Here is a 14428-nt window from a genome sequence, read left to right on the forward strand (position 1 = left end):
TATCGCCGATGCCGGGTGGACGAGCACGAATCGCCCTCGTACGGTCGTCCCGAGCAGCAACGGCAACGGAGAGTGCGGCAAGGACGACTGCCCCAACCTCTACCGGACGGCAAACGGCTCGATCATCGTCCAGGGCGATCTGTCCGTCGCGTTCCGACCTCCCGAAGGCGAGGCCTTGGTGGAGATCCCCGAAGCTGTCCTCAGGGAGGCCGTGCATGCTCTTGGATGGTGAAGCCTGGCGGGCCAAGTTCCGGGGCTTCGAGAACGAGGCGTGGCGGCTGGAGACACTTCCTGTCTACAAAGTTCCGCAGGAGGTGGATGAGATCCGGGCTTTCTTGGCGGGCGAGCGCATCGATCCTCATGCGTACTCGAACGACTACACCGAGGATCTGAAGAGGGTGCGTCGAGAGGGAAAGAAAAAGGGGCGCGTTCACATCGTCACCCGTCCTCTCACTACGTATCTGCGGTACGAGTTCATGTGCTACCGACCGCACGTATGGGCCGGTGAGGACATTCGAATCATGGATGTCACCGACCGGCAAAACCCGCTGGCCGGGGTCCAGGATTTCTGGATGTTCGACAAGCGGGAAGTGGTCCTCATGAATTACGAAGCGGACGGTACGCAGATCAACCGGGAAGTCCACGCGGGGGACGTGGCACCCTTCGTCGAATATCAGCGCATCGCGCTGGCCGAGTCGGTCCCCTTCGAGGAGTACGCGAAGGGTCTTGACGTTTGAACCGGAGGAGCTGGGTCAGTCCAGAGCGGACCTGGCCGACACTCTGAAGACGCTCCGTAAGCGAGTCGGGATCACACAGACCCGGCTCGCTCTGCGCTGCAATATGTCCCAGACGAAGATCAGCAATATCGAGGGCGGGAAGCTGACGCCGAGTCTCGTCGATGTCGAGTTGATCCTGAGGGCGCTGGAAGCACCTCCTGAACTCGCCTCGCACGTAGCGACGCTTGCTCGGACTGCCAACACCGAGTGGCAAGACGCCTGGTCCCAGCGTCGAACGGGCCTGGAGAAGAAGCAGAATCTGCTGGTTGGGTTCGAGCGATCGGCAACGGAATTCCGTTACTTCCTGTTGTCCATGGTGACCGGCCTTCTCGCGACACCGGAGTATGTGCGTGCCAGTCTGGCGCATATTCCTGGAGACCACAGCAAGGCGATCGCGAAGAAGCTGGAACGGCAGTCCGTTCTCTATGACGCTTCGAAGAGTTTTACGTTCATCTTGACGGAACAGGCCGTGCGGTGGCCGTTCCTTCCCGCGCATGCCATGGCGATGCAGGTGGACAGGCTTGTGTCGATCAGTCTGCTGCCCAACGTCCGACTTGGAGTAATTCCACTGGAAGGCCATATGCCCATGGCCCCGTTGAATACTTTCACCGTCTATGACACATGGATGGCGACAGCCGAGACACAGACCGGGGCGATGGTCTTTCGTGACCATCGGGACGTGTCGGCGTATCTGGAAGAATTCTCCGTGTACGAAGGGTACGCCTTGTTCGAAGACGAGGGAAGGGAACGTCTCTCCGAATGGGCTCGTCGTTTCCGTTCGTGATCTTTACCCGACTGCGCCAATAAAGCTGGGTTCCGCCCTGAATGTGCCCCATCATGGCTGGGACGCAAAATTAGGGAGGGCCGATGACGGATACGCAGAGACCTCAAGGATACGGACTTGGGGAACTGCCGCCGGAGCCGAAAGCCGTACCGGGGTGCGGTGTATTTCTCGAAATCTGTGTGCGCCGGAGAAACAGCCGATCCAGTGGCGACTACAGTGCTGTTTCCGATGCGAACGTGGAACTGCGGCGGCACCAGAGCGAGGCGCACGAGTCATGAGAGATAAGCCGGATTCCGGAATCTTCGCCGACCGCCCGCTCATGACCCTACGGGTGTCCCATGATTCGGGTCGGACCTGGGAACCGGAACGCGCTGTGTCCGCCGCGGATTACCTTCCGCCCCTCACCCTGGCGGAATGGCCTCCGTGCCAGTGCCGGTGCTGCAACGGGCGGCCTGGCAGGCGCCTCAACCGCTGAGGCAATCCGCCTCCGCCCCCTCACGAATCCCGCACCACCACGAGAGACGAGAGAAAGGAAGCGCGTAGATGTCCGTTGTCCCTGAGCGCGTCGCGACCGTTTCCCTGCACGGGAGGTTCCCTGCGTGGCAACTGCACCATCCACCCTGACCCGGTGCACTCTCCCTCCTCGCAACGAGAGCTGCGGGGACTGCGGCGGCAGCGGTGCCGACTCGTCGGGCAAGAGCTGCGGCACCTGCAACGGGCTCGGCGAGATCTACTGCCGCGTCGCCGACCGCCAGGGCGTACGCGTGCCGTCGCGCGTCTCGATCCGGAAGGACTACCACTGATGGCCCACGCTCTGATCGCCTCCCCGTTCCTTGACGGGCACCTGCTCCTCAAGCCCGGTGCCAGGGCTGGGGCTCGCATCCCCGCCTACCACTACGAGGGCCTGCGGCAGGCCGCTGCTGACGGTGAGGCTTTGCCTACCTGGGCGGTGCAGACCGCGTCCGACGTGTGGGGCATCGACCTGAGCGGCCAGCCCGCGCAGGGCACGGTGCTGGTGCGCGAGCCGTCCCCGTACGGCTACTGCCGGGCTTCCTGGGAGATCAACCTCGGCTGCAATTTCGGCTGCAAGCACTGCTACCTCGGCGAGCGCCCCTTCTCCGGGCTCGCGTGGGAGGGCAAGGTGCGGCTGCTGGACATCATGCGCGAGGCCGGCGTCCTCTGGCTCCAGATCACCGGCGGCGAGCCCACCATGGACCCGGACTTCCAGGGCGCCTACCGGTACGCCTGGCAGGCCGGGATGATGCTCACCATCTCCACGAACGGCTCGCTGCTCTGGCGGCCGGACCTCCTCAAGCTCTTCCAGGACTCTCCGCCGTACCGGCTGGTGGTCAGCATGTACGGGGCGAGCGAGGAGTCCTTCGACACGCTCACCCAGCGCCGCGGGGCCTGGAAGGCGTTCCGGCGCGGCATCGACGCCGCACGCGAGGCGGGGCTTCCGCTGCGGATCAACGTCGTGGTGACCGAGGACAACGCTTCTGAGGCCGACGAGATGGCCGCCCTCGCCGACGAGTGGAACGTCGAGAATCACGCGTACACGAACATGACGCCCACGATCTATGGCGGCGGTGAGCCGCTGCTCGCCCAGTCCGCCGCCCATCTGCGCCGGCGCAAGCCGTTCGCCGGCTGCAACGCGGGACACACCTTCTTCCACGCCGACCCGCACGCCAAGGTCTCGATCTGCAAGGTCGGCCGCGACGACCAGATCGACCTCATGGCCGATGGCATCGACGGCCTCACCCGGCTCGGCGCCATCGCCGACCGCCTCATGCTTCGCACCGGTGGGTGCGAGTGCTGCGCCCTGTCCGGCACCTGCCGGGTTTGCCGCCCCCTGGCCAAGCACTACCAGGAGGCGAAGGCGCCGCTGCACAGCTACTGCCAGCACGGAGACAAGGAGAATGCCTCATGACCCCGCCCGTACCGGTGGCCATCCTCCCCAGCCCGCCGGCCTCGGCCCGCCGCGCCGCCCCGCCCGTGGCCGCTTCGGCGGTTACCGCCGTCCTGGACCTGGACGCGGTCGTGGAGAGCGCGGAGTGCTCCTGCGACGCCGGTGACGACAACCCCCACTAACCTACTGAATCCGGTCGGTACCGTTCAGGCCCTGGCGTCTTCGCGTCGGGGCCTGAGCCCTGGCCAGCCGACCGTTAAGGTGCCGCTCATGTTCTTCCGCTGGGACTGGCTCCGGCCCGTATTGACCGCGCCGATCGTGCCGACTCTCGGCCCCGTCCACCCCCATGTCCTCACCGTGGATCTCTTCGAGGACACGCTGCGGGCGGCCGTCTCTGACCGTTCCTTCCTGCACTACGACAAGGACCGGCGTTGGAGCAGTGAGAAGGACGAGGCGGTTCTTCGTGGCGATGTGGTCCACCTGTCCGATCACACTCTCATCCCCACGCTGACCCGGCGCGGACGTGGCACCGTCAAGGTCTTCGCCTACGGGCACCGTGACAGCGTCGTGGACGAAGCGGCGGAACTGTCCGCGAAGCTCGCCGTCGTGCATGACGTGGTCAACGCGAGGGTCGTGCGCCCGCTCGGTCCCGAAACCGGATTCCCGCGTGGCACCCGCATCCAACTTCAGGACTTCACCGCCCGCCCCTGTCCCGACCCCGGCGGTCCGGTCCGGCCCTTCACCGACTGGCCGACCGCCGTGCAAGAGACCTTCGCCCCGTTCGCCTCGGCCATGGCCGCGGATGGCCTGGCCTTTCTTCACGGGCAGATGCAGGCCGGCCGGTGCGGCCCGGTCCTCGCTGCCGCCTCGGATGGTCGCATCGTGGGTGCGATCGGCCCGATGGAAGTACGTCCCGACGCGATCGGCTGCCCCCAGCTCATGCCCCAGTACTTCGCCGTCCTGCCCGAGGCCCGAGGGCAGGGCCTCGGGCGTGTTCTGTGGCGGGCCGCGATGCACTGGGGTCAGTCCCATGGCGCCGCTTACCAGCTCCTACAGACCGAGGTCGGCGGCCCCTCCGACAGACTGTGTCAGTCCGAAGGGCTGACCTCCCTCGGGTTCAGCCACACCACACGGGCGTAGTGGGATCGCGGCCTGACCTGGACAACGAAAGACCGGACCACTCCTTGGCCTGGACAGCATCCGACGAGTTCACGCACACCCCCATCGATCTGCCCGGCCGCATCGAGGACGGTGTCCGCGCGATGATGCGACGCCTCGGACTGGTCTTCGCCGCCCTCGACTTCATCGTGGACGGACAGGGCACGCACTATCTGGTACAACTTCCGGTTCCTGGTGAGCATCGTGGTGCCGGGGCTGACCTGGCAGTACGACCTCGACGACGAGCGCCGGTTGGTCGGAGCCCGCGTCTGGGACGAGGACGGCTCCAGCGCCCGGCTCCACTCCGACGGTGCCGTCACCGAGGTCGGTCCGCTGTGGGCCGTTCTTGAGGATGCCTACCGTGCCTACCGGAACGCCGGGCAGCCCGCTCCCGACCGCTATCGCGTCACCATCGGCGACGACCAAGAACAACGCGTCTGGCTCGACAACCCGGGCGGATCGAGCTGGGTTCTGCGCGCTTGTTGCCGCTGATGCGCGCCTACCGTCCGGCTAAGCCGTCGAGCCGAAGTCCTGGGTCCAGTAGTTGCCCGGCTGGGCCAGGCCGATGCCTATTTCCTTGAAGTCGCAGTTGAGGATGTTGGCGCGGTGGCCGGAGCTGTTCATCCAGCCGTCCATGACGCTCTCGGGGGTGCCGTATCCGGCGGCGACGTTCTCTCCTGCCGATGTGAAGCGGTATCCGACGCGGGCGAGCCGGTCGCTCATCGAGGAGCCGTCGGAACCGGTGTGGGACATGTTCTGGTGGTCGGCCATGTCCTGGCTGTGGTCCTGGGCGGCCTTGGTGAGCTTGGTGTTCTCGGTCAGTGGCGCACAACCCGCCTTCTCGCGTTCGGCGTTGACCAGGGCCAGCACACGGTCCGTGGGCCCGGAGTCCGCACGGTTCTCGGAGTCGCTCGGGGTGCGGTCGGCCTCCGTGGCCTTCGGGGTGCTCGCGGGCGCGGTCGTCTTCTTGGCGGGAGTGTCCGCAGGCTGCTCGGCGGCCGGGCGGCGGTCCTTCGACGGGGACGCGCTCGGGGTGGGGGTGGTGCGGGACGCCTTCGGAGTGCGGGACGGTGAGGGGGAGGGGGAGGTGTCCCTGGGGGTGCTCGCCGATGGGGAGGGCGTCGGCTTCGGGGTCTTCGGCGGGGCGGCGTCGGTCACCGCGTCCGACTCGTGCCCTCCCCACCAGGAGGACGCGACATCGCCCCAGCCGCCCAGTCCGACGCCGCTCACGTGCGCGGCCGTGGGAATGCCCACGGCGCCCACGGCCACGACGACGGCCGCGGCTATGGCCGTCTTCCGGCGCCTTGTTCTCGGCCGCCTCGCTTTCGGGCGCCCCGTATGCGGCGGTTTCGTTTTCCGGCGATGCCTGCTCATACGCGGCCTCACTAAGCGGTGTCAGCGGTACTAAGCGGTATCAAGGGGTATCAAGGGGCTCAAGCTGTACTAAGCGTCCGACTTTCGGTGGGAATGGGGCCTCGGCCCTGGCGAGCCCGGTCATTATGGGGACCCCCGAGCGCGCCGGGCAACGAACGTGTGTGCTGTCGCCGGGCGCCGTCGGCGAGGTGTTCCGAGGGTGTGAAGACGGGTCGATCCCGGTGGGCGGGAGCACGCTTCCGGGCCCCCGCGCCCAGCCGGGACCAGGCAGAAGGCCGCCCTTTCGGAATGGCCTGCCAGGGAATCGCCGATCCGGATGATCAGTTGAATTTGTCGTTTGCGTGGTGAATGTTTGCTCAATGTGCGGATGGTGATGGGCGAGAGGTGTTTGTCGTTTTGCGGAAAAGGGCTGATCGGCCCTATCGGGAGCAATTCGGTCGTGACGCATGTCACCCCGATTCGAGGCGTGCGCGGGACGGGCGCAGACTGGAAGTACGGGGTTCCCGAGAGGAGGAATCATGGGAGCCGTCATGCGGAAGGACGCACCCGTCGAGATCGAGGACGACGGCGTCGAACTGCGGATGCGGGACATCGGCGGGGACACCGACGTCGCCTTCGTGAAGTTCCCCAAGGGCACGGACATGCGCCCCGCGCTCCAGGGCGAACCCGACGGCCTCTGCCAGGTCCCGCACTGGGGCTACATGTTCAAGGGCCGACTGGTGATGCACACCAGGGAGGGCGACCGGACGTACGAGGCCGGCGAGGCCTTCTACTGGGCGCCCGGCCACGCACCGGAAGCGCTTGAGGACTGCGAGTACATCGACTTCTCGCCCAAGAAGGAGTTCGAGGAGGTCATCAGCCACGTGAAGTCCAACCTCGGCTGACCGAAAGGCGGTTCGTCCGGCGGCCCGCCGAAGTTCTCCGAGCGAAAGGGAAGTTGGCGGCAACCTTTCCCCACACGGCGACCACACATGAGTCGTAGCTCCCTTCACAGGGGCTCCATACGAACCACGTGATCCCCGAATCACGTACGTCACGTAAGGACTCATCCGTGGCCTCAGCCAACTCGCGCCCGTCCCACCGCCGGTCCGTCCGCAGGCGCCGCGCCCTCGTGGTCACCGCCGCCGCCGTGGCCGCCGGTGTCGGCGCCGGCGTGCTGGTGATGAACGCCAACGCCGGTGCCGTGGACCTCTACCACGAGGTGCTGCCCGCCAAGGACGGCTGGGCGGCGTCCGGTTCCGGTACCACCGGCGGTACGAAGGCGGACGCGGCGCACACCTTCACGGTCTCGACCCGCGCCCAGCTGGTGAAGGCGCTGGGCTCCCAGACCGACACCACCCCCCGGATCATCAAGATCAAGGGCACGATCGACGCCAACACCAATGACTCCGGCAAGAAGCTGACCTGCGAGGACTACGCCTCCGGCACCGGCTACTCGCTCTCCGCCTACCTCAAGGCCTATGACCCCTCGACCTATGGCAAGAAGGCGCCGTCCGGCACCCAGGAGACCGCCCGCAAGGCCGCCGCGGACAAGCAGAAGAAGAACATCGTCTTCCGCGTGCCGTCCAACACCACCATCGTGGGGGTGCCGGGCACGAACGCCGGGATCACCGGCGGCAGCCTCCAGGTCCAGAACGTCAAGAACGTCATCGTCCGCAATCTGACGTTCGCCGCGACCGAGGACTGCTTCCCGCAGTGGGACCCGACGGACGGCTCGTCCGGTGAGTGGAACTCCAACTACGACTCCGTCACCCTGCGCGGCGCGACCAACGTCTGGGCGGACCACAACACGTTCACCGACACACCGACCTTCGACAAGTCGCTGAAGACGTACTTCGGCCGCAAGTACCAGATCCACGACGGCGCCCTCGACATCACCAACGGCTCCGACCTGGTGACCGTCGAGCGGAACCTCTTCTACTGCCACGACAAGACCATGCTGATCGGCAGCAGCGACACCGACTCCACGGGCAAGCTGCGCGTCACGATCCACCACAACGTCTGGAAGGGGATCGTGCAGAGGGCGCCCCTGGCCCGCATCGGGCAGATCCACCTCTACAACAACGTGTACGACACCACCACGCTCAACGGCTACGAGCCGAAGTACAGCATCGACTCCCGCGCCAAGGCCCAGGTCGTCGCCGAGCGCAACGTCTGGAAGATCCCGGCGGGCGCCAAGACCGCCAAGCTCCTCAGCGGCGACGGCACCGGCTCCTTCGCCGGCAAGGGCAACCTGGTCAACGGCACCGAGACCGACCTGGCCGCCGCGTACAACTCGGCCAGCTCCAAGAAGCTGAAGACCACGGCCAACTGGACGCCGACCCTCACGGCCGGCCTCCAGACCACGGTGAAGGACCTGCTGACGGACCTGACGAACACGACGGGCGCCGGAAAGCTCTCCTGACCGATCCCCGCACACGTGGCGCCGCCCGGCCAACCTTCTTCTGGCCGGGCGGCGTCCCGAGCGACGAAGTACGACTGAAGTACGACTAGGGTCCGGAGCCACCAACGGTCACGGAGGTGAGCGTGACGGATCACAGGCCCCGCACGGAGGATCAGCCACGGCCCTTTGCGGAGGATCAGCCACGGCCCTTCACGGCGGACGGGCCACGGCCCTTCACCGAGGGTCAGCTACGGCTCATCCGGGACGCCGGTCGGCGACGCGACTGGCTCCGCGGGGAGACCCTGATGAGCGAGGGCTCCCCGTCCGACGACGTCGTCCTCGTCGAAGACGGACTGGTGAAGATCACCGCGGAGACCGCCAACGGATACACCAGCGTGCTCGCCCTGCGCGGCCCCGGCGAACTGCTCGGGGAGATGTCCTGCGTCGACGGCGGCCCCCGCTCGGCCACCGTCACCGCGATCCGGTCCGGCCGGGGGGTGACCGTACCGGCCGAGCGCTTCCGGCGGCTGCTGGCCGAGCAGGGGCCGCTCGCCCTCGCCGTGCTGCGCGCGGTCACCGCCCGGCTGCGCCACGCCGACCGGCTGCGGGCCGAACACGGCGCCTACCCCGCGGGCACCCGGGTCGCCCGGGTCCTCGCGGACCTCGCCCTGCGCCACGGCGAGTCCGTACGGGTCACCCAACGCGAACTCGCGGGCGCCGCCGGCGCCTCCCGCGAATCCGTGGCACGCACCGTGCGCGAACTGCGACAGGACGGCCTCGTCACCGCCACCCGGGGGTGCGTCCTAGTGCACGACCCCTCGGCACTGCTCAGCTGGCACGGGGAGTGAGCACCCCATGGCGGAGCGGAACACGAACGCCCCCTCGGCCCGGCCGCCGGTGAAGGTCCGGTAACGCCTCGACCAAGTCACGGCAGTTACCGAGCCGTAGTGCCCAGAGTGTCAACTGACACCGAACGTACGACAGTTGTGCGATATCTCTTTCCGCCATGGTGAGTTCCACAGCGCCGCGTTCCCACACGCGGCCTCTCCCGGCCCAGTACTCCCTCATCGCGATCCTCGACATCGAGGGCTTCGGCCGACGCACCGATCCCGGCCAGGCATGGCTCCGTGACCGGCTGAGCACCGTGGTGACCCGGGCGCTCCACGCCGCCGGCATCGCGGAGCCCGTGTGGGAGGACCGGGGCGACGCCGTCGTGCTGCTCCTCGCCGGAACGGTGCCCAAGACCGATCTCCTGGGCGGTTTCGTCCGCGCTCTCGTCCGTGAACTGCGCGACCACGCCCGCGACCACTCCGGTGACGCCGAGCGCGAGATGCGGCTCCGCGTCGCCGTCCACGCCGGTGAGGTCGCCCGCCATGGCACGGGCTGGGTCGGCGCGGACCTCAACACCGCCTTCCGCATGGCCGACATGGGCGCCCTGCGCCGGGCCCTGGCCGAGGCACCCGGCGCGGTCCTGGCCCTCGTCGTCTCCGACGTACTGCACCGGGGAGTGGTCCGGCACCGCCATCCGGGCCTGGAGGCCGCCGAGTTCGCGCCCGCCGTACTGTCCGCCAAGGAGGTGCGGGACGAGACCGTGTGGATCAGGGTCCCCGGCCGGCCGGCCCCACCGCTGCCGCCGGGGCAGACCGCCTCCGGACCCCGGCCGGGCACACCGCCTCGGCAGCCGTCCGCCCCGGAGGCCGGAGCCAACTACGGCATCAGCGCCACCCACGTCACCGTGACCGGCGTCGGCGTCAACCACGGCACGGTCAGCCAGTCCTGGACCGGCCCGTTCACCGGCGGAGCCGACCGGGCGGGCGCCGACCTCTTCGCCGAACTCGCCCGGCTGCGCGTCGAGTTGAAGGAGGCGCGGCGGCGCGAGGAGATCGACGCCGTCACCTTCGAGGCGTCCGAGGAGGAACTCGACACCGCTGAGCGGAACGCCCACGCCCAGGACGACGAGGGCCGCGGCCGGCTCCTGCGCGCACTGATGAAACTCCGGGGGCTCATCCCCGACACCGCGGCCCTCGCCGGACTGGTGGCGACGGTCGCCCAGCTCATCCAGCAAGTGAAAGGCCAGGCATGACAGCGGGAAACCAAGGAACTCCGGGAGACCCGGAGAACCATGGCATCCAGGCGTTCGGCGTCGACATCCACGGCGTCGGCATCAACCACGGGCAGGTCAACCTGTATGTCCCGCCCGAGAACGCCCCTCCGGAGAAGAAGATCGAGGCGGCACGGGCGAACCTGCTGGCCGGGATGCGGGAGCGGGCCGAGCAGCTGATCGACGACGCCATCGACGACATGAACGCCTCCGGCGACACCCCGTCGCCGGAGGCGATGTACTACCGGGTCCTGTCCCTGGTGAGCCGCCGCGCCCCGGAGGACCTCACGGACGAGGCATGGCACAAACTGCGCCACGCCCTGGACCGGCTCGTCCACGACCCGGGCGAGTACGGCGAGGTCGGCCGCGTCCTGCGCGACCTGCTGCGTGCCGCGGTCGGCACACGGCAGGTCCCCGACCCGGGCGGCCGCCCGGACCCGGGCACCTTGCTGGAGAGCCTGGACGAGGACCACCGCGACGACGTCAAGGACCATCTGCGGTACGTCATCCAGAACATCGAACGGGACGCGCTGGACCGGGACGAGGAATCGGAGCTGGACCAACGGCTCGCCAAGAAGCGGGAGGAGAGAGCACCGCTCTTCTTCACCCCGGACCCCGTGCTGCACAGCCCGCTCCCGCCCGAGGAGCCGACCGTCGACGCCGGTGGAGTCGTCGTCCTGTGCTTCCTCGGTGTGCTCGCCGGAGTGGCGATGCTGTTCGCGCAGATACCGGACGACCTCCTCGCGGACGACTGGAGCGCCGCCTTCTTCACCGCGTCCCTGGGGGCCGTGGCCCTGGCCTTCGGCCTGCCCCCTTGGCTGCGCGCGATGGTCCGCAGCGCCCGACGCGCCGACTGGCTGGCCGACCCTGACGTCAACTCCCTCACCGAGCAGGAGAAGAACCCCTTCCGTACCCGGGGAGCCAGGCTGGGCGCCGCGCTGACCAATCGGAAGCAGTGGCGCGAGGAACGCGAACGCCGTGCCAAGGAACGGCAGAGGACCAAGAAGGCGATGTTCCGCCGGACCGTCGAGACCATCGTCCAGAACCGGTTCCTGGAGTACGAGCCGAAGGGCTCCGACGCCGCCAAGATGTGGCGCCGGCACACCGAACGCCCCCGCCAGGACCTCATCGACGAACTCACCCACCGGCACTGGCGCACCGCCACCCCCGGCGCGCTCGACTGGCTGATCCAGTTGCGGGCCAAGGAGATCGGCGGACGTGCCGTCGACTCCGCCCAGATACGTCTGGAGGAGCAGCTCCGGCGCATCAGGCGGCTCGGCGCGGTGATCGGCATCGTGCTGCTGGTCTTCGCCGCCACCCGGCTCATCCCCGCCCGGGCCCCGGACATGGGCGGCTGGGCCCTGATCGTGATCGCCGTGAGCCTGGTGATCGGGGCCCCCTCCGCCCTCCACCTCGGCAAGATGAGGGCCTTCAAACGCGAGCGACAGCAGTACGACACCGACCAGCTGGAGCTTCAGGAGTGGGCGCTCGAACTCAAGCGGAGCCGCCCGAGCGATGAGCAGATGGCCCGCTGGTACGACCTCGACCAGCTGTATCTGCGCCGCGAGGTCCTCGCCGAGCACCGTATGGAGCACCGCGACATCCTCTTCAGCTTCTTCCTGGTCGAGGGCGTCCCCGGCTGCGTACGGGCCAAGGTCACCAACGGCCCGCCGCGCTACTCGCAGTACCACCAGACGTTCTACGTGCTGACGTCGAGCGGGGTGTGGGTCAGCTCGTGGAACGTGGACTTCGCCACCGGCGAGCACGACGGCCGGCAGGACCAGGTGTTCCGCTACGACGCCATCAGCTCGGTGACCGTGGAGTCCGTCGGGGTCCGCTTCGGCGACTCGCTGAGGGAGATCGTCTCCGTCTCCGAGGAGGGCGCGCGGCGCGGTGCCGACGACGAGGACGAGCTGGTGCTGCACGAGGCCATGCGGCTGGTCCTGCACAACGGTCAGCGCATGACCGCCCTGCTGGAGAACTACGAGCAGCTGTACGACTCCAACAAGGAGGACCGCGGTCAGCTGCGCCTCGTCGCCCTGGAGACCTCCGGCATCACGGCCGGCTTCCGCATCCTGACCGCCATGGCCACCGAGGGCCGCAAGTGGTTCGAACAGCGACGGCAGCGGTCGTACCAGCTGTTCGTGGAGGAGCGATAGGACTCGGCCGGCCTGTCACGGGGGGCAGGCCGGCCGTTCTTTAGTGGTGTTACGCGGGCTCGCCGCCGAAGCGCTCCTTGTACGCCTCCAGGTCGTCCTCCGTGAGCTTGGCGAAGAGGACCGGCGGGACGGTGAAGGGCGTACCGGCCGGGACGAGGTCGAGGGCCTTGGCCTCGTCCGCCGTGACCCAGGTCGCGGTGTCGTCCTTCAGGCCGAACGCCCCGCGCATGGCGGCCGAGGTCGTCGGGATGAAGGGCTCGGAGACCACCGAGTAGAGGTGGATGAGGTTCATCGCCGTACGCAGGGTGAGGGCGGCGGCGTCCTGGTCGGTCTTGATCTCCAGCCAGGGGGCCTTCTCCTCCAGGTACGAGTTGCCCGCGGACCACAGCGCGCGCAGCGCGGCGGCGGCCTTGCGGAACTGCAGGGCCTCCATGTGCTCCTCGTACTCGGCGAGCAGCCGGGCGATCTCTTCACCGAGGCGGGCCTCCGCCGCACCGGCCGCCGCGCCCGCGGGCACGTCGTCGCCGAAGCGCTTGCGGGAGAAGGACAGCACTCGGTTGACGAAGTTGCCGAGGGTGTCGGCGAGGTCCTTGTTGACCGTGGCGGTGAAGTGCTCCCAGGTGAAGGACGAGTCGTCCGACTCGGGAGCGTTGGCGATCAGGAAGTACCGCCAGTAGTCGGCGGGGAGGATGTCCAGCGCCTGGTCGGTGAAGACGCCGCGCCGCTGCGAGGTGGAGAACTTCCCGCCGTAGTACGTCAGCCAGTTGAACGCCTTGACGTAGTCGACCTTCTTCCACGGCTCGCGCACGCCCAGCTCGGTGGCCGGGAACATCACCGTGTGGAAGGGGACGTTGTCCTTGGCCATGAACTCCGTGTAGCGGACGTCGTGGTCGACGTCGTACCACCACGACTTCCAGTCGCGGTTCTCCGGGTCTGTGTCTCGCGCGGCGTCCGACCACTCCTTCGTCGCGCCGATGTACTCGATCGGGGCGTCGAACCAGACGTAGAAGACCTTGCCCTCCGCCGCCAGCTCCGGCCAGGTGTCGGCCGGTACCGGGACACCCCAGTCCAGGTCGCGGGTGATGGCGCGGTCGTGCAGGCCCTCGTTCAGCCACTTGCGGGCGATGGAGGAGGCCAGCTGGGGCCAGTCGTCCTCGTGACGGGAGACCCAGGCCTCCACCTCGTGCTGGAGCTTGGACTGCAGGAGGAAGAGGTGCTTGGTCTCGCGCACTTCGAGTTCGGTGGACCCGGAGATCGCCGAGCGCGGGTCGATCAGGTCGGTCGGGTCGAGGACGCGGGTGCAGTTCTCGCACTGGTCGCCGCGGGCCTTGTCGTAGCCGCAGTGGGGGCAGGTGCCCTCGACATAGCGGTCCGGGAGGAAGCGGCCGTCGGCCGGCGAGTACACCTGGCGGATCGCCCGCTCCTCGATGAACCCGTTCTCCTTCAGCCGGCGGGCGAAGTGCTGGGTGATCTCCACGTTCTGCGGGCTGGAGCTGCGGCCGAAGTAGTCGAAGGCGAGCGCGAAGCCGTCGTACACGGCCTTCTGCGCGTCGTGCGCCTGCGCGCAGAACTCGTCGACCGGCAGCCCCTGCTCCTTGGCGGCCAGCTCGGCGGGGGTGCCGTGCTCGTCCGTCGCACAGATGTAGAGGACGTCGTGGCCGCGCTGGCGCAGGTAACGGGAGTACACGTCCGCCGGGAGCATGGACCCCACCATGTTGCCCAGGTGCTTGATCCCGTTGATGTACGGAAGGGCGCTGGTGATGAGGTGTCGAGCCATCGCGGGCTGC

At 68.0% G+C, this 14428-nt stretch carries 15 protein-coding genes; 13 read left to right on the plus strand and 2 right to left on the minus strand.

Annotated features, from left to right (window positions below; translation table 11 throughout):
* Position 1: 1 nt before the first annotated feature.
* The 8 genes from ACWD4G_RS11935 (at position 2) to ACWD4G_RS11970 (ending at position 5116) form a co-directional block, all read left to right on the plus strand.
* Complete coding sequence (locus ACWD4G_RS11935) at positions 2 to 232, plus strand: hypothetical protein (protein ID WP_451292651.1); 231 nt, start codon at positions 2 to 4, stop codon at positions 230 to 232.
* Positions 216 to 737, plus strand: a complete 522-nt coding sequence (locus tag ACWD4G_RS11940) for a DUF6879 family protein (protein ID WP_451292541.1) — start codon at positions 216 to 218, stop codon at positions 735 to 737. The genes ACWD4G_RS11935 and ACWD4G_RS11940 overlap by 17 nt, the downstream gene beginning before the upstream one ends.
* Positions 727 to 1560 carry a helix-turn-helix domain-containing protein gene (locus tag ACWD4G_RS11945; protein WP_451292542.1) on the plus strand — a complete coding sequence of 278 codons (834 nt, stop codon included), beginning with the start codon at positions 727 to 729 and terminating at the stop codon, positions 1558 to 1560. The genes ACWD4G_RS11940 and ACWD4G_RS11945 overlap by 11 nt, the downstream gene beginning before the upstream one ends.
* A gap of 599 nt (positions 1561 to 2159) precedes the next feature.
* A complete protein-coding gene (locus tag ACWD4G_RS11950) occupies positions 2160 to 2363 on the plus strand; it encodes a hypothetical protein (RefSeq protein ID WP_451292543.1) in 204 nt (67 codons plus the stop codon).
* On the plus strand, positions 2363 to 3487 hold the full coding sequence (locus ACWD4G_RS11955) for a radical SAM protein (protein ID WP_451292544.1): 1125 nt from the start codon (positions 2363 to 2365) through the stop codon (positions 3485 to 3487). Before ACWD4G_RS11950 ends, ACWD4G_RS11955 begins: the two co-directional genes overlap by 1 nt.
* Positions 3484 to 3648: a hypothetical protein gene (locus ACWD4G_RS11960; RefSeq protein WP_451292545.1), complete on the plus strand. Its 165-nt coding sequence runs from the start codon at positions 3484 to 3486 to the stop codon at positions 3646 to 3648. Before ACWD4G_RS11955 ends, ACWD4G_RS11960 begins: the two co-directional genes overlap by 4 nt.
* Positions 3649 to 3736: 88 nt before the next feature.
* Positions 3737 to 4606 carry a GNAT family N-acetyltransferase gene (locus tag ACWD4G_RS11965; RefSeq protein ID WP_451292546.1) on the plus strand — a complete coding sequence of 290 codons (870 nt, stop codon included), beginning with the start codon at positions 3737 to 3739 and terminating at the stop codon, positions 4604 to 4606.
* Between the two features lie 213 nt (positions 4607 to 4819).
* Entirely contained in the window at positions 4820 to 5116 is a 297-nt protein-coding gene (locus ACWD4G_RS11970) for a hypothetical protein (RefSeq protein ID WP_451292547.1), read from the plus strand.
* A gap of 18 nt (positions 5117 to 5134) precedes the next feature.
* Here ACWD4G_RS11970 and ACWD4G_RS11975 read toward each other — a convergent pair whose 3' ends face one another.
* Positions 5135 to 5854, minus strand: coding sequence for a CAP domain-containing protein (locus tag ACWD4G_RS11975; protein ID WP_451292548.1), 720 nt, complete (start codon positions 5852 to 5854; stop codon positions 5135 to 5137).
* Positions 5855 to 6516: 662 nt separating this feature from the next.
* On the opposite strand from ACWD4G_RS11975, the gene ACWD4G_RS11980 reads away from it, so the two are divergent.
* The 5 genes from ACWD4G_RS11980 to ACWD4G_RS12000 all read left to right on the plus strand — a co-directional run bounded on the left by ACWD4G_RS11980 (position 6517) and on the right by ACWD4G_RS12000 (position 12641).
* A complete protein-coding gene (locus ACWD4G_RS11980; RefSeq protein ID WP_451292549.1) occupies positions 6517 to 6882 on the plus strand; it encodes a hypothetical protein in 366 nt (121 codons plus the stop codon).
* A gap of 167 nt (positions 6883 to 7049) precedes the next feature.
* Entirely contained in the window at positions 7050 to 8402 is a 1353-nt protein-coding gene (locus tag ACWD4G_RS11985; protein WP_451292550.1) for a pectate lyase family protein, read from the plus strand.
* A gap of 236 nt (positions 8403 to 8638) precedes the next feature.
* The gene (locus ACWD4G_RS11990; RefSeq protein WP_451292652.1) at positions 8639 to 9229 is read left to right on the plus strand and encodes a Crp/Fnr family transcriptional regulator; all 591 of its coding nucleotides are present in this window, start codon (positions 8639 to 8641) and stop codon (positions 9227 to 9229) included.
* 158 nt (positions 9230 to 9387) lie between these two features.
* Positions 9388 to 10464 carry a hypothetical protein gene (locus ACWD4G_RS11995; protein WP_451292551.1) on the plus strand — a complete coding sequence of 359 codons (1077 nt, stop codon included), beginning with the start codon at positions 9388 to 9390 and terminating at the stop codon, positions 10462 to 10464.
* On the plus strand, positions 10461 to 12641 hold the full coding sequence (locus tag ACWD4G_RS12000; protein ID WP_451292552.1) for a hypothetical protein: 2181 nt from the start codon (positions 10461 to 10463) through the stop codon (positions 12639 to 12641). Before ACWD4G_RS11995 ends, ACWD4G_RS12000 begins: the two co-directional genes overlap by 4 nt.
* Before the next feature lie 49 nt (positions 12642 to 12690).
* On the opposite strand, the gene metG is transcribed toward ACWD4G_RS12000, so the two are convergent.
* The gene (gene metG, locus ACWD4G_RS12005; protein ID WP_451292553.1) at positions 12691 to 14418 is read right to left on the minus strand and encodes a methionine--tRNA ligase; all 1728 of its coding nucleotides are present in this window, start codon (positions 14416 to 14418) and stop codon (positions 12691 to 12693) included.
* Positions 14419 to 14428: the final 10 nt, after the last annotated feature.

The sequence above is a fragment of the Streptomyces sp. NPDC002643 genome (genome assembly GCF_053592555.1).